The 24,152-nt window shown below is 57.7% G+C and carries 23 protein-coding genes; 19 read left to right on the top strand and 4 right to left on the bottom strand.

Annotation, left to right across the window (positions count from 1 at the left end):
* Positions 1-5: 5 nt before the first annotated feature.
* A complete protein-coding gene (locus O2597_RS09395) occupies positions 6-983 on the bottom strand; it encodes a YeiH family protein (protein WP_269524270.1) in 978 nt (325 codons plus the stop codon).
* 80 nt (positions 984-1,063) lie between these two features.
* On the opposite strand from O2597_RS09395, the gene O2597_RS09390 reads away from it, so the two are divergent.
* The 4 genes from O2597_RS09390 (at position 1,064) to O2597_RS09375 (ending at position 5,866) form a co-directional block, all read left to right on the top strand.
* Positions 1,064-1,996: a LysR family transcriptional regulator gene (locus O2597_RS09390; RefSeq protein WP_269524268.1), complete on the top strand. Its 933-nt coding sequence runs from the start codon at positions 1,064-1,066 to the stop codon at positions 1,994-1,996.
* 111 nt (positions 1,997-2,107) lie between these two features.
* Positions 2,108-4,285 (top strand): anaerobic ribonucleoside-triphosphate reductase, encoded by a 2,178-nt coding sequence (nrdD, locus tag O2597_RS09385; RefSeq protein WP_269524267.1) that lies wholly within the window; start codon positions 2,108-2,110, stop codon positions 4,283-4,285.
* Positions 4,286-4,316: 31 nt separating this feature from the next.
* Positions 4,317-4,814 carry an anaerobic ribonucleoside-triphosphate reductase-activating protein gene (gene nrdG / locus O2597_RS09380; protein WP_269524265.1) on the top strand — a complete coding sequence of 166 codons (498 nt, stop codon included), beginning with the start codon at positions 4,317-4,319 and terminating at the stop codon, positions 4,812-4,814.
* 98 nt (positions 4,815-4,912) lie between these two features.
* A complete protein-coding gene (locus tag O2597_RS09375; protein ID WP_269524263.1) occupies positions 4,913-5,866 on the top strand; it encodes a sugar ABC transporter substrate-binding protein in 954 nt (317 codons plus the stop codon).
* Positions 5,867-5,897: 31 nt separating this feature from the next.
* On the opposite strand, the gene O2597_RS09370 is transcribed toward O2597_RS09375, so the two are convergent.
* Positions 5,898-6,260, bottom strand: coding sequence for a hypothetical protein (locus O2597_RS09370; RefSeq protein WP_269524261.1), 363 nt, complete (start codon positions 6,258-6,260; stop codon positions 5,898-5,900).
* 190 nt (positions 6,261-6,450) lie between these two features.
* Between O2597_RS09370 and O2597_RS09365 the strand changes: the two genes are divergently transcribed.
* Entirely contained in the window at positions 6,451-7,077 is a 627-nt protein-coding gene (locus O2597_RS09365) for an Hsp20/alpha crystallin family protein (RefSeq protein WP_269524259.1), read from the top strand.
* 178 nt (positions 7,078-7,255) lie between these two features.
* Here O2597_RS09365 and O2597_RS09360 read toward each other — a convergent pair whose 3' ends face one another.
* Positions 7,256-8,236, bottom strand: a complete 981-nt coding sequence (locus O2597_RS09360) for a zinc-dependent alcohol dehydrogenase family protein (RefSeq protein WP_269524257.1) — start codon at positions 8,234-8,236, stop codon at positions 7,256-7,258.
* Between the two features lie 143 nt (positions 8,237-8,379).
* Between O2597_RS09360 and O2597_RS09355 the strand changes: the two genes are divergently transcribed.
* The 10 genes from O2597_RS09355 to O2597_RS09310 all read left to right on the top strand — a co-directional run bounded on the left by O2597_RS09355 (position 8,380) and on the right by O2597_RS09310 (position 18,524).
* Positions 8,380-10,524 (top strand): M3 family metallopeptidase, encoded by a 2,145-nt coding sequence (locus O2597_RS09355; protein WP_269524255.1) that lies wholly within the window; start codon positions 8,380-8,382, stop codon positions 10,522-10,524.
* A 126-nt stretch (positions 10,525-10,650) separates the two neighbouring features.
* Positions 10,651-11,844 (top strand): ABC transporter permease, encoded by a 1,194-nt coding sequence (locus O2597_RS09350; RefSeq protein WP_269524253.1) that lies wholly within the window; start codon positions 10,651-10,653, stop codon positions 11,842-11,844.
* A 13-nt stretch (positions 11,845-11,857) separates the two neighbouring features.
* Positions 11,858-12,580, top strand: coding sequence for an ABC transporter ATP-binding protein (locus tag O2597_RS09345; protein ID WP_269524251.1), 723 nt, complete (start codon positions 11,858-11,860; stop codon positions 12,578-12,580).
* 11 nt (positions 12,581-12,591) lie between these two features.
* Entirely contained in the window at positions 12,592-13,506 is a 915-nt protein-coding gene (locus O2597_RS09340; RefSeq protein WP_269524249.1) for an efflux RND transporter periplasmic adaptor subunit, read from the top strand.
* Between the two features lie 222 nt (positions 13,507-13,728).
* The gene (locus O2597_RS09335; RefSeq protein WP_269524247.1) at positions 13,729-14,145 is read left to right on the top strand and encodes a hypothetical protein; all 417 of its coding nucleotides are present in this window, start codon (positions 13,729-13,731) and stop codon (positions 14,143-14,145) included.
* A 124-nt stretch (positions 14,146-14,269) separates the two neighbouring features.
* The gene (locus O2597_RS09330) at positions 14,270-15,397 is read left to right on the top strand and encodes a nucleoside hydrolase (RefSeq protein ID WP_269524245.1); all 1,128 of its coding nucleotides are present in this window, start codon (positions 14,270-14,272) and stop codon (positions 15,395-15,397) included.
* A 7-nt stretch (positions 15,398-15,404) separates the two neighbouring features.
* On the top strand, positions 15,405-16,535 hold the full coding sequence (locus tag O2597_RS09325; protein ID WP_269524243.1) for a nucleoside hydrolase: 1,131 nt from the start codon (positions 15,405-15,407) through the stop codon (positions 16,533-16,535).
* Positions 16,536-16,582: 47 nt separating this feature from the next.
* Complete coding sequence (locus O2597_RS09320) at positions 16,583-16,852, top strand: GNAT family N-acetyltransferase (protein ID WP_269524241.1); 270 nt, start codon at positions 16,583-16,585, stop codon at positions 16,850-16,852.
* Positions 16,853-16,923: 71 nt separating this feature from the next.
* Positions 16,924-17,562 carry a SatD family protein gene (locus O2597_RS09315; RefSeq protein ID WP_269524239.1) on the top strand — a complete coding sequence of 213 codons (639 nt, stop codon included), beginning with the start codon at positions 16,924-16,926 and terminating at the stop codon, positions 17,560-17,562.
* 86 nt (positions 17,563-17,648) lie between these two features.
* A complete protein-coding gene (locus tag O2597_RS09310; protein WP_269524237.1) occupies positions 17,649-18,524 on the top strand; it encodes a TraB/GumN family protein in 876 nt (291 codons plus the stop codon).
* A gap of 205 nt (positions 18,525-18,729) precedes the next feature.
* Here O2597_RS09310 and O2597_RS09305 read toward each other — a convergent pair whose 3' ends face one another.
* Positions 18,730-19,395 carry an HAD family hydrolase gene (locus tag O2597_RS09305; RefSeq protein WP_269524235.1) on the bottom strand — a complete coding sequence of 222 codons (666 nt, stop codon included), beginning with the start codon at positions 19,393-19,395 and terminating at the stop codon, positions 18,730-18,732.
* A 226-nt stretch (positions 19,396-19,621) separates the two neighbouring features.
* Here O2597_RS09305 and O2597_RS09300 point away from each other — a divergent pair, with 226 nt between their 5' ends.
* The 4 genes from O2597_RS09300 to O2597_RS09285 all read left to right on the top strand — a co-directional run bounded on the left by O2597_RS09300 (position 19,622) and on the right by O2597_RS09285 (position 24,088).
* Positions 19,622-20,158 (top strand): hypothetical protein, encoded by a 537-nt coding sequence (locus tag O2597_RS09300; RefSeq protein ID WP_269524234.1) that lies wholly within the window; start codon positions 19,622-19,624, stop codon positions 20,156-20,158.
* Positions 20,159-20,167: 9 nt separating this feature from the next.
* Positions 20,168-20,779 (top strand): guanylate kinase, encoded by a 612-nt coding sequence (gene gmk / locus O2597_RS09295; RefSeq protein WP_269524232.1) that lies wholly within the window; start codon positions 20,168-20,170, stop codon positions 20,777-20,779.
* A 46-nt stretch (positions 20,780-20,825) separates the two neighbouring features.
* The gene (locus O2597_RS09290) at positions 20,826-22,343 is read left to right on the top strand and encodes a sialate O-acetylesterase (protein WP_269524230.1); all 1,518 of its coding nucleotides are present in this window, start codon (positions 20,826-20,828) and stop codon (positions 22,341-22,343) included.
* 662 nt (positions 22,344-23,005) lie between these two features.
* The gene (locus O2597_RS09285; protein WP_269524228.1) at positions 23,006-24,088 is read left to right on the top strand and encodes a nucleoside hydrolase; all 1,083 of its coding nucleotides are present in this window, start codon (positions 23,006-23,008) and stop codon (positions 24,086-24,088) included.
* The last annotated feature ends 64 nt before the right edge of the window (positions 24,089-24,152 follow it).

The raw sequence follows: 24,152 nt of genomic DNA, 5'->3' as shown, positions 1-24,152 counted from the left end.
CCGTTTCAGCTGTAGCAGAGCAAAGTCAACAGCAGTGACACCGCCGCAGTCGGCAACCAGATCGAAACACCCAACACGACCGGTTTCCAACCGACGGCTCGCAAGGCTTCGGAACTGAGCCCAGCACCAATCAGGAAAAGTGTCGCCGAAAGGCCGCGACGGCTGAGGCCGGCAATCCATTGACCAGCTGGTTCCATTGGAGGGAACAGCCACATCACCAAGGCCAGTGCGAGGAATCCGAGGATAAACCAGGGCACGGAAACCCGACGAGCCCTTACGGGGTCCCCCACTTCCGCATGCTTCGCCTCCACCCGCGCCAGTAGGATTGTCACCGGTACAATCCAGAGTGCACGAGCCAGTTTAATCGTAGTCGCCAGACCGAGTGCCGTCGGACCGTAGGCAAGCCCCGCCCCCACCACCGAGCTGGTGTCATGGATCGACAGGGCCGCCCACCAGCCGAACGCGGTTTCGCTCATGTGCAGTGCGTGCCCGACCCAGGGAAACAAAAAAAGCGCGATCCCATTTAACGCAAAAACGACGCCCAAAGCGGACGCCGTTTCATGCGAGCGGGGCCGGAGCACCCCGGCCGCAGCGGCAATCGCACTCCCACCACAAATGGCCGTGCCCACACTGATCAAACAAGCTGTGTGGCGAGGCACGGCAATACGGCGCCCCATCCACATCCCGAAAAGGATGACCGCCGTAATACTCCCCATCGTCACCAGCAAGCCGTCGGCCCCCGCATGTAGAATAGTCGGGAAATTCACCCCCGCCCCCAATCCGATGACCGACCACTGCAACAGACAGTGGGCCCAGGAGTGTGAACGTTCCGCATTTCGATTCCACCCCAGCAGCGCAGCAAGGATTCCCGCGAGCAATGACAGCGTCACCGACAAGTTACAAACTGCACACATCAAGGCGGGGAGCAGAACAACAGCACCGCTGCGCCAGACCTTCGCAAACCAGAGAGAATTCTCGTTCATGCCGGCCATTGTAGCAGGGCTTTTCGAAAGCAGGTAATTTTAGTTTTTTATTTAATATAAAAGTTGGTTATATAAAGGTCATGAAATCTCCCTTTCCCCGGATGGATCCGGAATGGCTCACGACCTTTCTGGCCATTGCCGAACACGGCGGCGTCTTACCAGCGGCCCGCGCCTTGCACCTGACGCAGCCTGCCCTCTCCGCCCGACTTCGTCGCCTGGAGGATGCCGTCGGCGAATCCCTCTTCGAGCGCTCTCGCCAAGGGATGCGCCTGACGCCGGCCGGCGAGCGCTTGCTTCCAGTCGCGCGGAAATTGCCGCTCGTCCTCCAAGAGGCGTTAGCGGTGGTCGACCCGGCGGCAGCCGAACGTTTTGGCGGTCCCCTCCGCCTTGCGGCCAGCTCGACACTCGCCGACTTTGTCCTGCCGGAATGGATCGCCCGCTTTGTCCGCGAACATGACATCAAGGGCGTCGAGCTCCGAGCGGGCAATACCGACGAAGTGCTCGCCGCCGTCCGGGGCGGTCGGGTCGAGCTCGGCGCGGTCGAAGGCCTGAAACATGCCGCGGGACTCAAGCTGTGCGCCTTTGCCAAGGACCATATCATCGCAGTCTATTCACCCACTCAGCTCAAGCCTGCGATCCGAAAGGAATTGAAGTCTGTGACTTCGATCGAGGGACTGGCTCAGTTTCCCATTCTTTGGCGTGAACCGGGATCAGGGACCCGGCGGGTGATCGAGGAAATGTTCCGGCATTCCGGCGTACAGCTTTCCGCCCTCTCTATGGAATGGGTCTTTGCCGGAACTTTGTCCCTGAAAAGAGCTGCCATCCACGGATTGGGCATCGCCTTTCTCCCGAGCCAGACCGTCCAGAATGAGATCGAAAACGGACAACTCACCTGCCTCCAAGCGCCGTCAACGGGGATCGAACGCACCTTTTCCTGGGTGCAAACCAGCACCGACCTGCCCCCCGTGCTGGAAGCCTTCTGCCGCTATGTCGAGACCAGCTTAAATGCATAAACGCCGCCACAAATAAGCAGCTCTCAAGCACACAAAAATCCTAACTTATTTCCCCAAGCATCAGGAGAATAAATCTACACATAACACTAAATGCAGTATGTAGATAGTCTCATGACTACGACATCTAGTGCCATTCAATCTACTTTATTCGACACCCCGAACTCGCTGCCTTACCCGGTCGTGCGCAAACGCGATGGCAGTTACACCCCCTTTTCCCTCGAGCGGATTGCCCAGGCAATCTACAAAGCAGGTCGTGCGGCGGGTATTGACGATTTTGCCTACGCAGGTCAAGTCACAGCCCTCATCACCGCAAAATTTCTCGGTCAAGAGGAAACCTGTGTCACTGAAATCCAGAACCTGATTGAGAACGAGCTTATGGCCGGCCCCCACAAGGGCGTCGCCCGGGCCTATATCGAATACCGTCACGACCGCGATGTGGCCCGCGAACGGGTGAGCAAGTTGAATCAGGAAATCCGGGGCCTCGTCCAGCAGAGCAACGCAGAACTCATGAATGAGAATGCGAACAAGGACGCCCGCGTCATCCCGACCCAGCGCGACCTCTTGGCCGGTATCATTGCCAAGCACTACGCCAAGCAATACCTGTTGCCCAAGGATGTGGTAGCTGCGCACGAATCCGGCGACCTCCATTACCACGATCTGGATTACGCCCCCTTCTTTCCCATGTTCAACTGCATGCTGGTCGACCTTGAAGGCATGCTCACGCGTGGCTTCAAGATGGGCAATGCCGAGATCGAACCGCCACGCTCGATTGCGACCGCCACCGCCGTGACCGCCCAGATCATCGCCCAGGTCGCCAGCCATATCTACGGCGGCACCACCATCAACCGCATCGACGAATCGCTGGCGCCCTACGTCACCGCCAGCTACGAGAAGCACTTGGCCATCGGACGCGAATGGGGCATCCCCGACACCGAAGCCTACGCTCGAAAACTGACCGAAAAGGAATGCTACGACGCCTTCCAGTCACTCGAATACGAGGTCAACACGCTTCATACCTCCAATGGGCAAACTCCTTTCGTCACGCTCGGCTTCGGCCTTGGTGAAAGCTGGGAATCACGCCTCATCCAGCAATCCATCCTGCGCAACCGCATCCGTGGCCTCGGTAAGCAGCACAAGACTCCCGTTTTCCCGAAGCTCGTCTTCGCCGTGAAAGAAGGCCTGAACCGCAAGGCCGGCGACCCGAACCACGATATCAAGCAGCTCGCCCTCGAATGCGCCTCCAAGCGCATGTATCCGGACATTCTCAACTACGACCAAACCGTCAAGGTCACCGGCTCCTTCAAATACCCGATGGGCTGCCGCAGCTTCCTGGGTTGCTACACCGACGAAGCAGGCGAAGTCCACGAAGGCCGCAACAACCTCGGCGTAGTTAGTCTGAATCTGCCGCGGATTGCGCTCGAAGCCAAAGGCGACGAATCCCGCTTCTTTGAACTGCTCGGACAACGTCTGGAGCTCGCCCGCAAGGCACTCGACACACGCATCGCCCGTCTGCAGGACGTCCCTGCCCGCGTTGCGCCCATCCTCTACATGGAAGGTGCCTGCGGCGTGCGCCTCAAACCGGACGACTCGGTTTCCAAGCTCTTTAAAAATGGCCGCGCCTCGATCAGCCTCGGTTACATTGGCCTGCATGAAACCATCAATGCCCTCTACGGCGGGGAGACGCATGTCTTCGACTGCGAGACTCTTCGCGAGAAGGCGGTCGCCATCGTCAAAGTCCTCCGGGAAGCCGTTGATACATGGAAAGCCGAAACCGGCTACGGCTTCAGCCTCTACAGCACCCCCAGCGAAAACCTCTGCGATCGTTTTTGTCGATTGGACCTGAAGAAATTCGGGCAAATCGCCGGTGTCACCGAGAAGGGATATTATACCAACAGCTTCCACCTCGACGTGGAAAAGAAGGTCAATCCTTACGACAAACTCGATTTCGAGCAAGTTTACCCACCCTTGGCGAACGGCGGCTTTATCTGCTACGGCGAATACCCGAACATGCAGCACAACCTCGAGGCCCTCGAAGCCATCTGGGACTACAGCTACGACCGCGTGCCCTACTATGGGACCAACACTCCGATCGACGAGTGCTACGAGTGCGGCTTCACTGGCGAGTTCGAGTGCACCTCCTCCGGCTTCACCTGTCCGAGTTGTGGCAACCAGGACCCCGCCCGTGTGTCTGTAACCCGCCGCGTCTGCGGCTACCTCGGCAATCCCGACGCCCGCCCCTTCAATGCAGGCAAGCAGGAAGAAGTGAAGCGCCGCGTGAAGCACTGCTAGCAGGCCTCCTCCCCGTATCCCGTATCCCGCATTGAACTATCACCGCTACATCGACCTTGATGTGGTCAACGGACCTGGCAACCGCTGCACGCTCTTCGTGGCCGGTTGTGAACACCATTGCCCCGGCTGCTACAACGCATCGACCTGGTCGCCGGACTCGGGCCGCCTCTTCGATAAGAAACTGGTCGAGCGGATCGTCTCGGACCTAAACGACAGCCGCATCCCCCGAAACGGCCTTTCCCTCAGCGGCGGCGACCCGCTCTATCCAGGGAACTGCGCAGCCGTACTGGAGCTTGCCCGCACGGTCAAAGCACGTTGTCCCGGCAAGAACATCTGGCTCTGGTCCGGCTACCTGCTCGAAAACCTGAACCCCGCACAGCAAGCCATACTTGAATATATTGATGTGCTCATCGACGGCCCCTTCGTTCAGAACCTGGCCAATCCCTCGCTTCGCTTTCGCGGCTCCTCAAACCAACGCATACTCGAACGGAGCCGCGGTCATTTCCAAATAAGCCAGAAGGCAGTTTAAAGTGCCCGGGCGTTCGATCCGCTTTCGGATTGAACACTTGCAGCTCCGGCATGTCTGAGATTGACGTTCCCGCCCCTTCATCAACGGTGAATATATCCATGCGTCTAGTCGTCCTCAGCCTGCTCACCCTGATTAGCACCTGTACCTTCGCCCAAAACCGCGAGGTACTGGGTGAATACAAGATCGGCATTATCGGCCGGGACCAGGAGGATGCCATCTACCAAGCAGCCCACCTTGGAGCCCAGAATGCCGCCCGCGCACTGAGCCAGAAATACTCGATCGACGTCGAGCTACTGGTACTCACCCCCGACAAAACCCAAGGTGACAGCCAATCCGGCGCCCTAGGGATGCTCTTTGTCGAGGATGCCGACGGCCTGATCATCAGCCCATCCGACTCGGACAATATCCGCTCCGCCGTCGAATTCGCCAGTGAGGCAGGCCAATCCATTATTTTCTTTGAAGAATCGCTCAAGGGCATCCAGCCCTTGGCCTCGGTCGTCGCTGATGAAACCGAGGCGGGACGTCTGGCCGCCCAAGCGATCCTCCCGAAACTGCCCACCCAGGCACGCGTCGCCGTCCTCACCAGCGCGGTTGATGACGAGCGCGTGCAGGCCCGGCTCAAAGGGGTGCGGGAAGTTCTCGGCTACAAGCGGATCGAAAAGATCGTCGCCACGCAACCCGACTATCGCTCCGCCATCGAAACCATCCGCCAAACAATAGAAGCGGACCGGAACCACTACATACAGGGATGGATCTTTCTCGACGACTGGCCACTATTGGGCATGCCGGCCCTCCCTTGGAAAGCCGGCAAACTACCCTGCGTCGCCATCCAGTCCTCCCCGTCTGCATTCATCTATATCGACCAAGGCTATGTCGATGCCCTGGTCGTCCACCCCTATTATGATTGGGGCTACCAGAGCATGGAAATCTTGGTCAACAAGCTCTACCGGGGAATCGATCCGGACACCACGACCCTGACGACCGAGCCACGAGTGGTGGATTGGCGCAACGTCGAAGACTACCGCCAGAATTGGAAAAGCTGGCTTCGATAACGGCTTGAACGCCTTGCAACCCGGAGTCAGGCTAGAAGGATAGTTTCCAGCGCGGATTGACCTGCTCACCCTCCACCGCCACATCGGACGAGTCATCCAACTCGTCCATCAACGCACGGCAGGCATCGGCGGCCGATTCGACACGCTCATATAACCCGGACAGGTATGTTTCCGGCACATAGTTCATGATGAACTCCTTGAGCCGCGCAAAGCTGCGACGCACATACCTCGCATCCGCACGCCAGCCTTTCACGCTACGTTGGATCTCGGTTAAGGCCTCCATGATGTGCGCACGCACATGTATGGAGAGCCGTTCATGATCGAGTACGGCATCGAATGCAGCATTGAGACGCTTCACGCATTCGCCTTTGGAGATATCTGTAGTGTGATTCATAGCGATTCTATATTTAGCACCCGCCATGCCAGCTCCTTATCATATTGTTTAATGAATGAGCCGAACCCTTAACACTATTTCTGTTAGCAAGTTGGTTAAAATGTAGAAGATACCGTCCGGTCCGGAACATGCCCCGCGTTTTGCCGATCTAATAATGAGTCAACTTCAATTAAGATAGGAGACAACCTACATGACAGATCATCAGCAGAATAAACTGCCCAAATGGGCAATTGGATTGTTCCTCGCGCTGGCACTCGTCGTCGGCTTGCAATCGGTATGGCTTTACCGTCTATCCGACCAAACAACGACCTCACAGCCAGTCGCGCAGACAAATCAATCTTCCGGCCCCCTGGCCGTAAACCAACCGTCGCCAGCCGCCAATTCACGCCCACTTACACCGGATCCCCTAAGCCCGGACGAATGGGATCCCTTTGCGGAAATGCAACGGATGCGTGAACAGATGGACCAAATGTTTGGCAACGCATTCACTCACTTCGGCCCCAGTGCAGGGATAAGCCAGAACACGGCCCTCAATCCGAAGGTTGAAGTCAGCGAAAGCCAGAAGGATTATACCGTGAAGGTGAACCTGCCCGATGCCGAGAACCAGAAAATCGATACGAAACTGAACGGCCAGATTCTGACCATCGATGCCCGCACCGATAGCGCAGCGAATAGCTCACAGCCCCAACAGCAGGAGCGGCACATCAGACGTTTCAGCCAAAGCATCGTCTTCGACCAAGCGGTGACCTCGGAAGGCATGACCCAGAACGTCGATAACGGCATCATCGAGATACACATCCCAAAAGTACACGCCTAAGCCGTCCAGAGGACTACGCGCCCCAGCCGGCAAGACGAACAACGTAGGCGACTTGCTTTCCTGTCCGCCGTAGCTGTAGTAAGGGAGGAAGCTGGTCGCCCGAATTCACGGGTTACAGTGCCAAAGGCAAAAGGTCGCACGGCTAAAGCAGTGCGACTACGGATGTGCCACAGCTGCCTTAAGGCTTCAGAAGCACCTTGCCCAAACGCGGACCCTTGTCCTTTTCGACAGCAGCGAGGATATCCTCCAGTGCGAAAGTTTCTTCAAGCGGCAACTTCAGGCTGCCGTCTGCCATCATGGCATAGACAGCATCCATGACTTCCTTGACGGCTTCAGCGCCCTGGGTCTTGCAGAACTTGTCCCACCAGAAACCGATCAGGCGCACGTCATTGAAGATGAGGAAGCGAGTCGGGAAGCGAACGAGATCGCCCACCATACCACCGAAGGTCACTTGAGTGCCGCCAGTGCCAAGCACCTTGATCTGGTCGGTCGCACTTTCGCCACCGATCGAGTTGAGCGCAAGGCGGATGGGTTCGCCACCGGTCAGTTCCTTGGCTTGCTTCGCCCAGCCGCTGCCTTCGATCACCACATGATCGGCGCCCATCGCCTTGAGCGGTTCGATGAGCTCTTCACGACGCACTTGGCTGATGGTTTTGAAGCCCATGGCCTTGGCCATTTGGATCACGGAGACACCCACCGCCGAGTTGCCGGCGTTTTGCACGATCCAGCTGCCCGGTTCCAGGTCGACGACCTTCTTAAGCAGGCAGTATGCTGTGGGCGGGTTGATAAAGGAGATGGCTGCCTGCTCCACCGGAACCGCGTCCGGCACAAAGAGCAAATCGGCCGCAGGCATGCAGGCGTATTCCTGCCAGGTGCCTTCTTCGGGGAAGCGCACTTTCATACCGACTTCAATACCGGTCACCCCCTCACCAAGGGCTTCAACCTCGCCGATCCCTTCACGGCCGGCAACTGCAGGTAGCTCACGCAGTCGACCGTAGCTGCCCCCGATCATGCCATAGTCGGACGGATTGATCGTCGCCGCCAATAGCTTGACGCGCACCTCACCAGCGGCCGGCTCGGGCGTGGGCACTGTTTCCAGTTTCAGGACGTCCTGAGGCTTCCCAAATTCATGGTGACGGATTGCTTTGTGTTCTGCCATGGCGCGCAACTTAGGCAAAGAGCCCGTTTCCGCAAAGATTTTCAAAGAAACCTTGGTCAGAAATTAGCATCCGTAGTTGCCAGCATCAGCATCAAGCACTTTCACTCTACACTTTCATACTTTTGTACATTACCACTTCAGATATGTCCCATCCCTTCCTCCAAGACGACTTCCACATTCGCTGGTCCACACTGACACCCGATGCCATTGAGCCGGATATCACCAAAGCCCTGGAGGACGCACAGACCGCGGTGGATACGGTCGCTGCTCGCAACACGGAACCAAAGGAAAACCTGAGCTACGAGAACACACTGGCCGCACTCGATGACGCGCTCGAAAGCCTGAACCACGCATGGGGCCTCGTGGGTCATCTCGATTCGGTCTGCAACAGCCCCGAGCTGCGCAAGGCCTACAACGCCATGCTACCGAAAGTCTCCGAGTTCTTTTCCGGCATCCCGCTCAACGACGCGCTCTGGCAAACACTCAAAACCTATGGGGAAAGCGATGCAGTCAAAAGCCTCTCAGCGACCAAACAGCGCTATGTCGAAGAGACTCTGGCCGACTTCCGGGAACAAGGCGCCGACCTGCCACCGGAGAAAAAGAAGCGTGCCGCCGAGCTGCAACGCCGCCTCGCCGAGCTAACACAGAAATATTCCGAGAACTGCCTCGATGCGACCAATGCCTGGGAGAAACTAGTCACTGACAGGGGACAGCTTTCCGGACTACCTCTCTCTGCCCTCGATGCCGCCCGTCAAAGCGCCAAGCAAAAGGGCAAGGGCGACGACAAGGCCCCCGTCTGGCGCTTCACCCTGCAAGCGCCTTCACTCATCCCCGTCCTCACCTACGGCGACAATGACGAGCTGCGCAAAGAAGTCTGGACCGCATATACCGGCGTGGGTCGCAACAAGCCCTATGAGAACAAGGAACTGGTCCGCGAGATTCTGGATTTACGCCACGAGTTTGCCCAGCTCGTCGGCAAGAAGAACTTCGCGGATCTTGTCACCGAACGCCGCATGGTCGGCTCGGGACAGGCCGCTCTGGATTTCAGCGAAGAACTGCACGACAAAGTCGAAAGCCAATTCCGAGCCGAAGCCGAGCAGCTGCGCGCCTTCAAGGCGGACGCCAAGGGCACCACAATCGAGCTCTTGGAACCGTGGGAATCCGGCTACTGGGCCGAAAAACAACGCAAGGCGAACTACGATTTCGACGAAGAAGCCCTGCGTCCCTACTTCCCGATCAACCGCGTCATTGCCGGCATGTTTAACATCGCTCAGGAGATCTTCCAGCTCAAGATCAAGGAACGCGATTGTGAGTATCGTGATACGGGATCCGAGATACAGGATGCGAGTCAGAGTCATCCCGCATCACGTATCCCGGATCACGAATCTCGCCCCGAAGTCTGGCACGAGGAGGTCAAATTCTACGACCTCTTCGACGAAACCGGCGAGCATCGTGGTTCCTTCTATGCCGACTGGCACCCGCGCGAGTCGAAGCGCGGCGGCGCTTGGATGAACTACCTGCGCACCGGAAACAGGTCCGACGAAGGCCCCAAGACCCCGCACCTCGGCCTGATTTGCGGCAACCTCACGCCCTCGGTCGATGGCAAGCCCGCCCTGCTCACCCATCGTGAAGTTGAAACCATTTTCCACGAATTCGGACACCTGCTCCACCACCTCTGCGGCGACGTCGAGGTAAAGTCACTGAATGGTGTCAATGTGGCCTGGGATTTCGTCGAACTCCCCTCCCAGATCATGGAGAACTGGTGCTGGGAACGCATCAGCCTCGACCGCTTCGCCCGTCACCACGAAACCGGCGAAACGATCCCGCAGGAACTCTTCGACAAGATGATCGCAGCACGGAACTACATGAAGGCCAGTGCCAACATGCGGCAACTGTCTTTCGGCAAGATGGACCTCGAGCTGCACATCAACTGGCCGAATTCCGACAAGGCCGATCTCGACAGCTTCATCAAGTCCGCCCTGGAGGGCTATACCTCCGAGTTCAAGACCCAGCCGAAGTCGAACGTCTTCAATTTCAGCCACCTCTTCAGCAGTGCGACCGGCTACGCCGCCGGCTACTACAGCTACAAGTGGGCCGAGGTACTCGACGCCGATGCCTTCACCCGCTTCCAGAAGGAAGGCATCCTGAATCCGGCTACCGGCCGCGACTTCCGGTCAAAGATCCTTTCGAAGGGCAACTCGGAGGATCCCGCCAAGCTCTTCAAGGACTTCATGGGCCGCGACCCCGATCCGGACGCGCTCCTGAGGCGTGACGGCTTGCTAAGTTAGCCTCCCAATCGGAGGGACCCAACGATTTTCGAGGTCCTTCAACCTGAACGTTAGCGGCGTTTTCCACTTGGAACTCCAAGTGGCTTACGCTAGTCTGATTATTTAAGGAGGACGTCATTCCGGCTGATGAATCGTATTGCGCTGAAAATGTTGATGGGGGACAGCGCAAAATACATTGGGCTCCTGCTTGGCATTACCTTCACCTCCTTTCTGGTCACCTTTGCCGTCGCCTATTTCAGCGGGATGATGACCCGGAGCTTCGCCTTGATCAGCGAAAATCCGGAGGTGGACGTCTGGGTCATGGATCCGGCGGTCCGATCCGTCGACCACCCCTTCAACTTGCCCGACTCGGCCTTGGACCGGGTGAAGAACGTGCCCGGAGTCGTCTCGGCCACACCTATGATCATAGGCACCATTGACGCACGCTTTCCCAACGGCCGCTTTCAATCCGTTCAGGTCATCGGAGTCGACGATGCCGACCTGACGGGCTTGCCGCCACTGGAAGAAGGCATCGACCGCAATCATCTCCGGCTTTCAGGTGCCTGTGTCGCCGATGACGGGGGAACCATCGGCAAACTGGGCACGCCGATCGAAGCCGCGGACCAATGGCCCCATGACGGACCTCATCTGGATGCAGCCTTACGGCCGCTTGGCGCAGGTGACGAGCTGACTGTCGATGATACGCTCGTCCGCATCATGGGACGCTCGAACGCCCTACCCCGCTTTCCTCCCCGTCCGCTACTCTTTACGACAAACTCGACCGCCCGACAGATCCTACCGCCGGAACGGCGGCGCATTAGCTATGTGCTGATCCAGGCAAGCGAAGGCACTTCCGCCGCAAACCTGGCCACACAAATCGCAAGCGAGACCGGGCTCCGCGCACGCAGCTCGTCGGACTTCAAAGCCGACACCCTCCTCTGGACACTGGAGCACTCGGAAGACGTAGGCGATGCGGTTACGATGCTCACCATCGCGATGTTGGTCGGTTTTGGGGTCACGGGGGTGATGATGTTCATGTTTACAACGGAGAACTTGAAATACTACGCCGTGCTCAACGCCATGGGGGCCACACGCAGCGTGCTGCTTCGCATGCTGGCGGTGCAAACCAGCGTGTGCGCCGCGCTCGGCACCGGGGTGGGCCTCGGGCTGTGCATCATTGCCGGCTCATTCTTCCAAGCTAACACCTTCCCCTTCCTCTTCCTATGGTTCGCCCCCTTGGTCGGCATCCTAGCCGTGATCCTAGTGTGTGCGGTCGCGGCCCTCCTTTCCATGCGCCCTGTTTTCAAAATGGAACCGGCAACCATCCTAACCGGTTATTAAGCCAAACAAGACCATGCCCGAATCCGAAGCAGTCCACGCGTCCGCGAACGAAGCACTCGTCCACTTTAGGGGAGTGACCAAGACATTCGGCTCCGGCAACGCCGCCGTGCAGGCCCTCCGGGGGATCGATCTGGATGTGTATGCGGGCGAGTTACTCATGCTGGCTGGCCCCTCCGGTTGCGGCAAAACCACCCTGATCTCCGTTCTCGCCGGTTTGATCGACCGGGATGGGGGCGAGGCCAGCGTGCTCGGGCATGATTTCAAAACGATGTCGCGGGACGCCTGCACCCGGTTTCGCGGCGAACACATCGGTTTCGTATTCCAATCCTTCGACCTGATTCCCAGCCTGACCGCGGCCGAAAACGCCAGCCTTCCGCTCCGCATCAACAAGGTCGACCACCGCGAAGCGATGCAACGCGCCGACGCATTACTGGCCGAGCTCGACCTCGACGAACGGGCCCGGCGCGCCCTCCCGAAGGAACTGTCGGGCGGACAAAAGCAGCGCACCGCCTTGGCCCGCGCCCTCGCACATGATCCGCGGATTCTGGTATGCGACGAACCGACCAGCGCGCTCGATGCGGACAGCGGACACAAAGTCATGGAGGCACTCGGCAGGTTTGCCGCCGACAAAGCACGCGCACTGGTTGTGGTCACCCACGATTCGCGTATTTTTGAATTCGCAGACCGTATCGTCCAGATGGAGGACGGTCGTATCCGCGCCAACGCAGATCAATGAAAGGACTGACGATGCTTAAGAAATACCTCATCCCAGTTCTGGCCCTCGCAGGCTTCGCGCTGGTTCTCTTCGAAATCACGAACCAACACCAGCCGGACGAAACCGTTCAGCAAAACACGCCGAAGCAAACGCCATTTCCCGATGGACTGGCCGGAACGGGGATCGTCGAAGCGAGCTCCGGCGACATCGCAATCGGCACACAAGTCAGTGGCATCATCAGTGAAGTTTACGTCGAACGCGGAAGTGAGGTCCAACAGGGCGACCCGCTCTTCAAAATCGACGACCAAATGTTTCAGGCGGAGCTGGCCACACGCCGTGCCGAAAAAGCCGCCGCGGAAGCCACCCGGGATGAAGCGAACTACGAATTGGGCCTGGCCGAAGCACTCCACGCCAAGTCCATCATCAGCGACGAGGACTACCGGAAACGCCTCTACACGACCAAACACGCGGAAGCGGAAGTCGCCCGTGCCACCGCAACCGAAAAGGCCGCAGAAGTCACCCTGCAACGGGCTACCATCCGTGCCCCCTGCGACGGGCAGGTCCTTCAAATTAACATACACCCCGGAGAATTCGCCGACTCCAGCTCCAACACAGCCGGCTCCACCCCGCTCATACGCTTCGGATCGGTCCACCCGCTCTACCTACGGGTCGACGTCGACGAATACGATGCCTGGCGACTGAAGTCCGACACCCCCGCAATCGCCCAGCTCCGCGGACATCCGGAGATCCAGGCAAAGTTGCACTTTGTGCGCATCGAACCCTATCTCGTCCCGAAAAAGACCCTGACCGGCAACAGCACCGAACGTATCGACACCCGGGTGGTGCAAGCGATCTACAGTTTCGATCGCGGAGAACTTCCGATCTATCTGGGACAGGAAATGGACGTGTCTATCGACACCTCCACTGCGGGTCAATTGACTGACTGATCACGCAACTCGCAGGCACTTTGACTTAAAGACTAATTTGTCTGCATTAAATTAAGCTAACCTGATTGCTTTCGTTAGGAATTCTTTAATGTAGCATTCAATATCATTATACAGGGTGCCGTCCATAAGCTAACACACTGCCCCTCATGTAAAAATATTGCGTTACTCTTCAAAAGTATCTACTCATTATAATTAAGCTATTGAATCACAGCTAGCTACACGATGCCCCACGTTTTTCAGATAAATCCGGACAAGTGCCTCATCCATGACACCTATGCCGGCGACATGACAGTCGATGAAATCAAGTATGTGCTGATGGAGATCTCCATGCACAAGGATTTCGACCCGGATTTTGATGCGTTTACGGACATGCTGGATTGCAACTTCATGTTCGGACCAGAGGAACAGGATGAGATCGTCGAACTGTTCGAGTCCGTCTACAGTGGCGGCAGTGGTCGGTCCGCAGTATTGATCAACAATCAGACAGTCGCAGCCAAAGCGAAGTCGCATGCCGACATCGTCAAGCCGGTGCGCAACATGCGCGTCTTTGACAAGCGTGAGGACGCCCTTCGCTGGTTGGGCCGCAAAGCCAACGATATTTCCAAGCAGGAAGCCAAAGAGAGCTATCCCTGCCTCTAAGAAGCCGGCGAAGCCTAGACCGTCCGCCGCGGCTCGACCCGCACCGGCCATAAGAAGCTATCCACCATAAGCTTATGGAAAGCACGCACCCGCACACTGGCATCTCCCCTGCTAGGTGAGCCGGATGCTAAAAATCATTCCTACCATACTCAGCGCCGGCAGCCTACTCGCCGTTTGCGCGCTGCTATCAACGAGCGGACACGCCGCCGAAAGCGCCAAGCGTAAAATCCTGATTGATGACGACTCCTTCAGCCTGATGCACATGCTGCTTTTAGGCTCCGAGGACGTGGAAGTCGTCGGCATCACCTCCGTAACCGGAAACTCCTGGGCAAACCGGGTCACGGCCTACGAGTTGCGCGGCCTTGAGCTGGTGGGCCGCACCGACATTCCGGTCGCCGAGGGCGCCACCCACCCCTTGCTCAATACGGAGAGGCAAACCGAGATCTGGGAACAGTTGTATGGCAAGCTGACTTGGAAAGGGGCCTGGATGAAAGAGTGGGTGGAAGATACCATACAGGAGACGCCGACTTACTATGGCCCCAACGATCCGATCGACGACCTGCCCTGGGGCGCCCCGACGACCCAGCCGATCGATACCATCGCCGCCAATTTCATGATCGAGATGGTCCGGAAGTATCCGGGGGAAATCACGATCATCGAAGGCGGCCCCTTTACCAATGTTGCACTGGCCCAGCGTCTGGATCCCGAGTTTGCCAGCCTGGCCAAAGAACTCATTTATATGGGTGGCAGCTTCAACCCGCACCAAACCCTGGACAATGAGGTGGCCGCGCAATTCGCCCGGGAATTCGTCAACTCCCCCCGCCGCGAGTTCAACATCCGCCTCGACCCGGAAGCCGCCAGCATTGCCTCCCGCGCACCATGGAAAAAGATCACGGTCATCCCCGTGGATCCTTCCACCGGCACGCAACTCACCGCGGAACTCATCAACAAACTGGCCGATGTTGCCCCGCCGGCCATGGCTGCAGTCATGCGAAACTGGGAGCCGGGCTTCCCTCTCTGGGATGAAATTGCCGGTGCCATCTGGCTCGATCCCAGTCTCATCGAAGAACAGGATACGCTCTACGTGGACTACAATACCAAGTTCGGCCCCGGATACGGCGACACCCTCTCATGGAACGAGGGCTATCAACCCGGTCTCGGCGAGCAACCCGCGGTCGTCATCCGATCCGTCAACCGTGAAGGTCTGGAGGCACTTCTGCTTCAGAACCTCGCGCAATTGAACAAGAACTAGGCTAACAATGAATTCACGTCTTTTCATACAACAGCGCTTCGTCTTGGCCGGCTTCCTTCTCGCCGCATTACTCGCGCTTGCGCTGCAAAACTTGAATGCCACTCCCCGCAAAGTCATCGTCGACGATGATGGGGTCGGCTTGATGCACCTGCTGCTTCTGGGTGCAGAAGACATCGAAATCGTCGGCTTCACTTCTGTGGTAGGGAACAGCTATCCCAATCGGGCAGCCGCCCTCGTGCTTCGCATGCAGGAACTGGTCGATGCCACCGACGCTCCCGTCGCACTGGGTGCCGTCTATCCGCTCATGAACACCGAGCTTGAAACGAAGCGATGGGAAGCTCTCTACGGCAAGCTCACATGGAAAGGCGTGTGGATGAAGGAATGGGTCGAGGATACCATCCAGGACCTTCCGACCTACTACGAACCCAACGATCCGGTCGATCTGGAATGGGGCAACCCAGAGATCGAGCCGATCCAGACCCACGCGGTGAACTTCATGATCGAGCAAGTCCACGCCCACCCCGGCGAGATCACCATCCTTGCCGGCGGTCCGATGACCAATCTCGCACTGGCCCAGCGACTGGACCCGGAATTCGCCAGCTTGGCCAAGGAATTGGTCTACATGGGAGGCAGCTTCAATCCGCGCCAGCGCATCCAAAACCAGGTTGCCAGTGAATATGCCCGCGAATTTGGCAACTCGCCCCGCCGCGAATTCAATATCCGGCTGGACCCCGAAGCCGCCAGCATCGTCTCGCGCGCCCCTTGGAAGAAAATCACCGTGATTCCGGTCGACCCCTCAACCGGCACACAATTTACGCCCGAACTGCTCGACCGTTTGATCACGGCAGCACCCGAGCCAATGGCAGAAGTCATGAAGACCTGGCAAACCGGCTCTCCCATGTGGGATGTGATTGCCGGCGCAGTCTGGCTGGAGCCCGAACTGAGCCTTGAAGCGGAGAACTTATACGTGGACTACAATACCAGCTTCGGCCCCGGCTATGGCGACACCCTCTCATGGAACGAAGGCTATCAACCCGAACTCGGCGAACAAGCCGCCACCGTCATCCGCAGCATCGACCGGACGGGACTGGAAGCGCTGCTGGTAAAAAGTGCCCAGCGCCTCAAGTCACGAGACTAAGCAAACGATGACTTTCCTCGCGGCGGCAGTTCAGCCAAACTACAACAATGCCGCACCCGGAGCACCAACCGCAGGATTCACGTTTTCAGATTGTTCAACCCGAAGGTACCGCCGTTCTGGAATACCGAATAAGCGGGCACTACATGCAGATCCACCGGACCTATGTACCCGACTCCCTGCGCGGACAAGGCCTGGCCGCCCAACTGGCGGAGGCCGCTTTTGACTTTGCCCGGGAAAAGCACCTGAGGGTCGAGCCGCTCTGCAGCTATATCCGGCGATATGCGGAACGGCACCCAGAGGCAAAAGAACTAATTTAGTTCAAATTTAACATATCGAACCATTTCGGTTCTAAATTGACAAAATGAACTAATTCGGTACATTTCCTTTAATGACTCATCAACAAACACGCTATGCGGTGGTCATCGGCGACCTGATAGAGTCCAAAGCCATCCGAAAGCGGGACGAACTACAGGTAAGACTGCAGCAGGGGCTGGAACGTCTTTCCCTAAACCCCTCACTGGCCTCCCCCTACACCATCACGCTAGGCGATGAGTTTCAGGCCGTCTTTCACTCCGGCAAAGGGCTCTTCCACAGCATTTTTGCCATCCGTGAGCTGATCGCACCGGCAAGCTGCCGCTTTGCCATTGGCATCGGGGCATTGAGCACCGCCATCAATCCCACACAAGCGATCGGGATGGATGGCCCCGCCTTCCATAGTGCGCGGGAGCAAATCGAGAAAATGAAGCACGCGGACGAACAGCTGTCGATGGGTGGCCTCGCCCGTCCGATGCAAGCCATGGTCAGCCCGCTCATCCGTCTGCTCTGGAGCAGCACCAGCCACTGGAACCGCAACCGGCTGAAAATCCTGTTGGGACTACTCGAAGGACAAACGGAAAAGGAATTGGGAAATACACTGGCTATCACGGAGCGCGCTGTCTACAAGAACATCCGGGACGCACACCTGCACGACTGGAAAGAACTGATCGAAACGGTCGAATCCCGCATCAGCCAAGTGCTGAGCCTCTGACAGCCAAGCGATGATCGTCTACATCTTCCATTTCCTGCTCGTCAATTTCTGGACCGGTCGGACGGTTGTTCTCATCCCATAGCAACATGCGCCTGAGCTATTTCATCGTTGCAGCCTTACTGCTACCGGCCGCCACACTTCCCGCCCAGAGCTCGGTCTGGAAAATCAGCGGCCACGGCAACACGCTCTACATCGGGGGAACCTGCCATGTCCTTCGAAGCAGTGATTTCCCGCTCCCGGCCGAGTACGAGCAAGCCTATGCCGCCTCCGCCAAGCTGGTCTTCGAGATGGACCCCGCCAACCTGAGCAACCCGGCCTTCGCCGCCAAACTCTTCAGTGCCTGTCGTTACGATGCCGGCAAGACCCTGACAAGCGAACTCTCGGCCGAGGCCTACCAGGCACTCGCGGAGAAAAGCAAAGCAGCCGGCCTTCCCATCGAAGTCCTCGCCGGCATCAAACCGGGCATGGCCGTCAACATGGTGACCATGCAGGAGCTCATGAAAGCCGGCATCAGCCAGGACGGCGTCGATCTTTACTACGCGAAAAAAGCCGAAAAAGATCAAAAAGCCATCGGCGCCCTGGAATCCGGAGAAACACAGATCGCGCTCATCGCCGACCTAGGGGAAGACAACCCCAGTGAGTTTGTCCTCTACAGCATGCAGGACCTCGAACAAATCGAGAGTATGATGGATGCACTCATCCGCATCTGGCGAGAGGGCGACCTCAAGGGCATGGAAGCCCTGTTTATCACGGAAATGCGCGAGGACTACCCGGCGCTTTACCGGTCCATGCTGGCAGAAAGGAATGCCAACTGGATTCCCTTGCTGGAAGCGATGCTGCAGACGCCGGAAATCGAGTTTGCCCTCGTCGGGGCCGGCCACATTGCCGGACCGGACGGCATCCTGAAGGGCCTCGCAGACCGGGGTTATACCGTTGAACAAATCGTCGCTCACAACAAGTGACGCGTCCCCACCCCCGCTTCCTAAAGCTAAAAGGGCGACCCAAAACGAGCCGCCCTTTCTTTACCTTACTAACCTATGAAAAATAACTGCGATTCAACCCCATGAACCGCTAACAGCGTCCATCAATGGCCGCAGAGGCTGTCATTGGTCCGTGAGTTCCCTTTCATAAGCAACACGCAGGCCAAATTCCCCTCTAAATGACGGCTTACCCGTCCGGTAAGAGCTGGAGCAAATTCTCCACCTCGGTCTGGACCGGTGCTTCCGGTCGTGCCGCCAGTGAGGGGAAATAGACGAAATGCGCCCCCACGTGCAACGCGGCCACTTGATCGGCATTGGCATCACCGACGAAGACCGTCCGCTCTGCGGACACACCGGTTTCCTTCAAAATACGCTCCATACTCTCCGGTTTGGCCGGAGGCGAGCCGATGATCACATCAAAGAGCCCAGCGCCACCATTGGACCTCAACATGGCCTCCAGCGGCTCCTGAGGCACTCCGGACAAGACGTAACGCATCACCCCTGCATCGATGCAGGCCTGCACAAACTGCTTCGAGCCGACACGCCAACCGGCTGATTCGCACATGGGCTCGCAGATGTCGGTGAATCGGGCGACTTCGGCATCCAGAAAGACCTGGTCCACATCCGCTTTCAGCAGATTGCGGTAGAAATTCTGCACCTGCCAAGTCCGGCTCTTGCCAAAACTGTGCATCACAACGTGCATGAAGGCCTCCGCCTGATCCAGGTGCGCTTCCGGAATCCAGGCTCGAAAGGCTTCCACCTTCGCTTGCATACTGTCCAAAAGCACCCCGTCACAGTCGAAGACCACAAGGTCCACCGCCCGACGCATTCCTCCAAGTATGAGATCCATCATTCCCGACTAGAGAACACTGAGTCCCATGGCAATGCCGCAGCACGACGTGAAAGATAAAGCGGAAAGGGGCACCCGCGACACCACTCCCACACGGCCTTTCAATGCCGTCCCCAGGACATTGACCATGAACCTCAAATGCGAAGCGAACAGGAAAGTAATGAGAACTTCGCTTGCTTCGACCCGCGAAAGGCTCATTAGATAATCGCTTCCCTTAGCAATTTTCACGATGTCTCTATTTCAAGCCACGCTATTCACCGGCATATTCCTGCTGGCCTTCGGAGGGCATTTCCTCTGGCACGGGATACGTTCGGCCGAGAGCGCGAAAGCCTTTCCCAGGTCGAAAATCGCCGCCGTCATTCTGCTCGGTGCCGCCACCGCTTGGTTTCTTTACAAGGTCCTGCATCTTGGCCCGGCGGATTTCGGCCAGTACAAGCAACTCCTGTTCATCGGCTTTCTGGTCGTGGCCGTGGGCTCGTTCTATTTTGTGCCGGATTTCCTGGCCGTCCGCGGCCTCGCCGCGCTCATGCTGCTCACCGCGGGTGTCCTTCTGGATTCGGCCTATATGCAACCGCCGGCTTCCCGCCTATTCCTCGTGAGTTTCGTGTATCTCGCAATTGTCATCGCCCTCATCCTGGGCGCCAGCCCCTACAAACTCCGCGACTTCCTCAACTGGCTCTACAAGGTGGAAAACCGTCCCCGTATCTTCGGAGGACTTTTCGCCAGTTACGGCCTGGTCTTGCTCGCGGTCGCCTTCACCTACTGATTCCTTTCTGTGGACTGCTGCATCAATCGACAAGGACTCCTACTCATCGTATCCGGGCCCGCAGGCAGCGGAAAAACCACGCTCTGCCAACGTATGCTGGCCGAACAGGCACAGATCCAGCGCGTCATCACTTCCACCACACGCCCGCCGCGTGAAGGCGAAAAGGACGGAGTCGATTATCATTTCTTCGATCGCCTGACCTTCGAATCCAAAATCGAAGCCGGTGATTTTCTCGAATATGCCAATGTGCATACCAATCTCTACGGCACACTGAAGAGCGCCGTGCAGGGCAAACTCGAGGTCGGAGTGGACCTGCTCCTCAATATCGATGTGCAAGGCGCCGAAACCTTCCGCCACGCCGCCCAGACCGACCCCAGCCTGAAAGGCCGTGTGACCAGCGTCTTCATCATGCCGCCCCACCTCGACGAACTGGAGCAGCGTCTTCGCGCACGCGGCACCGACGATGAGGCCGAAATCGCCCGGCGCATGAAGGTCGCACTCGGCGAGATCGAACACTGCGACCGCTACGATTACTGCCTGCGCAGCGCCTCCCGTGGCGAGGACTTCGAAAATTTACTGGCCATCTACCGGGCCGAGAAAATGCGTATCCGGCACGACTGAGCCTTCGAAAGCTACCCTCCCCGCTTTCAACCCGAGTCAATCCCCCATGAAACAGAAAACTGCTAAGATTCTGATCCTTAGTCTCTGCACCTCCGCTATCAGTATGGCGGAGGTCTCGATGCCGAACATTTTCGGCAGCCATATGGTGCTCCAGCGCGAGCTGGCCAACCCCGTCTGGGGCAAGGCTGACCCCGGCGAATCCGTCACTGTAAAAATCGGCGACCAAAGCCACGCAACCAAGGCCGACGCCGACGGTAAATGGAAGTTAAAGCTGGAACCAATGGAAGCCGGCGGTCCCTACGAAATGACTGTCAGCGGGAGCAACACCCTAAGCTTCGAGGATGTCCAAATCGGCGACGTCTGGTTCTGCTCAGGCCAATCCAATATGGAATTTGCCGTTAAGAATACATATAACGGAGAAGTCGAAGTTGCTTCAGCCACGAATCCCAAGATCCGCTTAATCACAGTGCCTCGTGTCGGCACCCAGGAGCCGAAGGATAATTTCAATGGGCGTTGGGCAGTCTGTTCCCCTCAAACAGTTGGTGACTTTTCAGCAGTCGGCTACTTCTTCGGACGCCGCATTCAGGAAGCGACCGGAGTGCCGATCGGTTTAGTCGACAATTCCTGGGGCGGCTCCGCGATTGAGGCATGGATCGACCGCGACACACTCAAGGCCACCGGCGTCTGCGACGACTATATCGGAAATTCGGATAAAGCCTGCGCGGAAATGACCGACGAAATCTACGCCCAGAGAAAAGCCGAATACAATGCCAAGATGGAGGAGTGGAACAAAACAAAGAAAGGCTCGAAACCACGCTGGCCCAGCGATCCCCGCTATAACCAGCACCGTCCAGCCAACATTTTCAACGGCGTGCTGAATCCAACGATTGGATACGGCCTTAAGGGCATCATCTGGTATCAAGGCGAGGCCAATTCCAGTCGGGCCAAAGCCTATCAAACACTCTTCCCCACCATGATCCAAATGATGCGGGACGACTGGGGCCAAGGCGACTTCCCCTTCTACTGGGTGCAGCTGGCGGATTTCACCAAAGAGCAAACGGAGCCATCCGAAGGCGGCTGGGCTGGGCTGCGTGAAGCTCAAACCATGACCCTTGATGCCCTGCTCATGACGGGCGAGGCAGTCATCATCGATCTCGGCGAAGGACGCGACATCCACCCGCGTGACAAGCAAACCGTCGCCAACCGTTTGGTGCGCCATGCACTGGCCAATGATTACGGCTTTGATATGGCGGCAGCTAGCCCACGCTTCGACGGCATGAACATCGAAGGTAACAAAGTGAGCCTGAAGTTCAAAAACATCGACAAAGGCCTCTACAGTTTCGACACCACAAAGATAGAGGGATTCGCCATTGCCGGAGCCGACAAGGAATTCGTCTGGGCCGACGCAAAAATCACCGGCAAAGATACCCTCGAGGTATCGAGCGAAGCAGTCGCCGAGCCCGTCGCCGTCCGCTACGGTTGGGCCACAAATCCGGTGGTCAACCTCTATGATCGCAACGGTCTCCCAGTCACTCCCTTCCGCACGGACAACGGGAGCGAATAAACCCGAAGAACGACACTTTCGACACAAGGGCAGCCTTCCGGCTGCCCTTTTTCGTGGTTCATCGTGAATGGCACGGACTTAATGAGGGGAATTGAATATTTGGGCCGATCGAGGCTTTGGGCGGTAGTGGCTGCTTTAGCTGCCATATTACGTCCTGCAGGTGCGTCGACTTGCTGGCGACTGAAGTCGCCACTACGGATCATTGCCTTAAGTCCGTGCCATTCTGGTTCATCGTCGATTTCTGGGATAGGCTTTGGAAGGGTATGGAATGCGTGGAGGGCAATGCTCCGTCATTGCCGCGATTCGGTCGTGTGGTTTCTTAATCGAATCAAGCGGCGTGAATCGCTTTCGAGCCCAAGCGCCTTTGCGCGGCTGCGACGGAGCGCAGCCCTCCAGATTGTGCATCGCATTGTTGCGGGATGCATTGGAGGGCGGGCCTCCATTTTGTTGGCAGCCCCATACAGACACGCGCGATGTCCCTGGAGGGACGCGCTTCCGCGCGTCCGCCAGAGGCCCAATTCAGGGAAACCGGTGTAGCTATCCGGCGTCAGCCGGATGACGGCCGGACGCGCCGGGTTCATGAATCACCTGAGCAGGCCGCCGGGAACGGAAGGATCCGGATTCATTCACGCATTGGCACCTTTCTTGGTTCTGCGGGCTGCATGCATAAAATCATCACCCTCACCCTCATCGCTTGCGCCTGCCTATCCCGTGTCGACGCAAAACGCAAAGTCATCATCGACCAGGACGCCTTCGAAGGTCCGGGCATGCAGCCCATGCTCATGCTCCTACAGTCGCCGGACGTCGAGGTACTCGGAATCACCACGGTCAGCGGCGACGGCTGGCAACCGGAAGAAACGGCGCGCACCCTGCGCATGCTCGAACTGATCGATCGCACGGACATCCCGGTGATCGGCGGGGCCACCTATCCGCTGGTGAACAGCAAAGCACTCACCGAGCTGCGCGAACAGCGCTACGGCAAGCTCGGGTACAAGGGCGCGTGGACCGAAACCTGGCCTACCAGCGACGAGATGACGCGAGCCGACTACCACGGCCCCGACGTCATTCCTCCCTTCGAAGAAGGCCACCCGAGCATCCAGCCGTCCCCGGGCACTGCGGCGGAGTTCATGATTGAACAAACCCTGAAATACCCGGGCGAGGTGACCATCATCGCCATGGGGCCAATGACTAATCTCGCATTGGCCCAACGTCTCGACTACAAGTTCGCAAGCCGGGTCAAAGAACTAAGTTTAATGGGCGGCAACTTCAATCGCCCCCTCTACACGAAGCACAGCTCGTTTGCACTCCAAAGCGCCTACGCGCCTCGCATGAGCTTCAACTACATATGGGATCCGGAGGCGGCTCACATCGTGCACACCAGCCCGTTCCCCAAAATCACACTTGTAACAGGCGATAGCTCCGAAAAGATCTTTGGCACTCAGGCACTCCTCGACCAGATCGCATCGAGCGGCAGCAAGGTCGCCCAATATGTCGACCAGATCGCGAAAGCCGGCTTTCCCCTCTGGGATGAAGTCCAGGCCGCGGTCTGGCTCCATCCGGATATCGTGACCGCGAGCAACACCGTCTGGATCGGGGTCGACACCATGCCCGGCCCGAACTATGGAGCGATACTGACATGGCCGGAAGAAAGCACCCCCGGCTTGGGCGAACGCCCTGTCGAGGTGATCTACAGCGTCGACCCAGACAGCATGGCAGACCTGTTCGTCGACCTCCTCAGTCGCTAAGCAGGCCCCGGGACAAGCCGCCGCAAACAGCGCTTTTTCCTAGGCAAAGCGCGCGGAGTCGGTA

Origin of the sequence: Coraliomargarita parva, assembly GCF_027257905.1 — a bacterium.
Classification (GTDB): domain Bacteria; phylum Verrucomicrobiota; class Verrucomicrobiia; order Opitutales; family Coraliomargaritaceae; genus Coraliomargarita_A; species Coraliomargarita_A parva.
The sequence above is the reverse complement of the archived record's forward strand: the minus strand, read 5'-3'. Positions and strand labels throughout refer to the sequence as shown.

Bases quoted from the DNA above. Each gene is read 5' to 3' on its own strand.
- O2597_RS09315 (WP_269524239.1), top strand. From the start codon at position 16,924: ATGACTCATCAACAAACACGCTATGCGGTGGTCATCGGCGACCTGATA.
- O2597_RS09365 (WP_269524259.1), top strand. From the start codon at position 6,451: ATGACAGATCATCAGCAGAATAAACTGCCCAAATGGGCAATTGGATTG.
- O2597_RS09335 (WP_269524247.1), top strand. From the start codon at position 13,729: ATGCCCCACGTTTTTCAGATAAATCCGGACAAGTGCCTCATCCATGAC.
- O2597_RS09285 (WP_269524228.1), top strand. From the start codon at position 23,006: ATGCATAAAATCATCACCCTCACCCTCATCGCTTGCGCCTGCCTATCC.
- nrdD (WP_269524267.1), top strand. From the start codon at position 2,108: ATGACTACGACATCTAGTGCCATTCAATCTACTTTATTCGACACCCCG.
- O2597_RS09325 (WP_269524243.1), top strand. From the start codon at position 15,405: ATGAATTCACGTCTTTTCATACAACAGCGCTTCGTCTTGGCCGGCTTC.
- O2597_RS09360 (WP_269524257.1), bottom strand. From the start codon at position 8,236: ATGGCAGAACACAAAGCAATCCGTCACCATGAATTTGGGAAGCCTCAG.
- O2597_RS09300 (WP_269524234.1), top strand. From the start codon at position 19,622: ATGTCTCTATTTCAAGCCACGCTATTCACCGGCATATTCCTGCTGGCC.
- O2597_RS09290 (WP_269524230.1), top strand. From the start codon at position 20,826: ATGAAACAGAAAACTGCTAAGATTCTGATCCTTAGTCTCTGCACCTCC.
- O2597_RS09350 (WP_269524253.1), top strand. From the start codon at position 10,651: ATGAATCGTATTGCGCTGAAAATGTTGATGGGGGACAGCGCAAAATAC.
- O2597_RS09370 (WP_269524261.1), bottom strand. From the start codon at position 6,260: ATGAATCACACTACAGATATCTCCAAAGGCGAATGCGTGAAGCGTCTC.
- O2597_RS09395 (WP_269524270.1), bottom strand. From the start codon at position 983: ATGAACGAGAATTCTCTCTGGTTTGCGAAGGTCTGGCGCAGCGGTGCT.
- O2597_RS09320 (WP_269524241.1), top strand. From the start codon at position 16,583: ATGCCGCACCCGGAGCACCAACCGCAGGATTCACGTTTTCAGATTGTT.
- O2597_RS09340 (WP_269524249.1), top strand. From the start codon at position 12,592: ATGCTTAAGAAATACCTCATCCCAGTTCTGGCCCTCGCAGGCTTCGCG.
- O2597_RS09345 (WP_269524251.1), top strand. From the start codon at position 11,858: ATGCCCGAATCCGAAGCAGTCCACGCGTCCGCGAACGAAGCACTCGTC.
- O2597_RS09310 (WP_269524237.1), top strand. From the start codon at position 17,649: ATGCGCCTGAGCTATTTCATCGTTGCAGCCTTACTGCTACCGGCCGCC.
- O2597_RS09390 (WP_269524268.1), top strand. From the start codon at position 1,064: ATGAAATCTCCCTTTCCCCGGATGGATCCGGAATGGCTCACGACCTTT.
- O2597_RS09305 (WP_269524235.1), bottom strand. From the start codon at position 19,395: ATGATGGATCTCATACTTGGAGGAATGCGTCGGGCGGTGGACCTTGTG.
- O2597_RS09375 (WP_269524263.1), top strand. From the start codon at position 4,913: ATGCGTCTAGTCGTCCTCAGCCTGCTCACCCTGATTAGCACCTGTACC.
- O2597_RS09355 (WP_269524255.1), top strand. From the start codon at position 8,380: ATGTCCCATCCCTTCCTCCAAGACGACTTCCACATTCGCTGGTCCACA.
- O2597_RS09330 (WP_269524245.1), top strand. From the start codon at position 14,270: ATGCTAAAAATCATTCCTACCATACTCAGCGCCGGCAGCCTACTCGCC.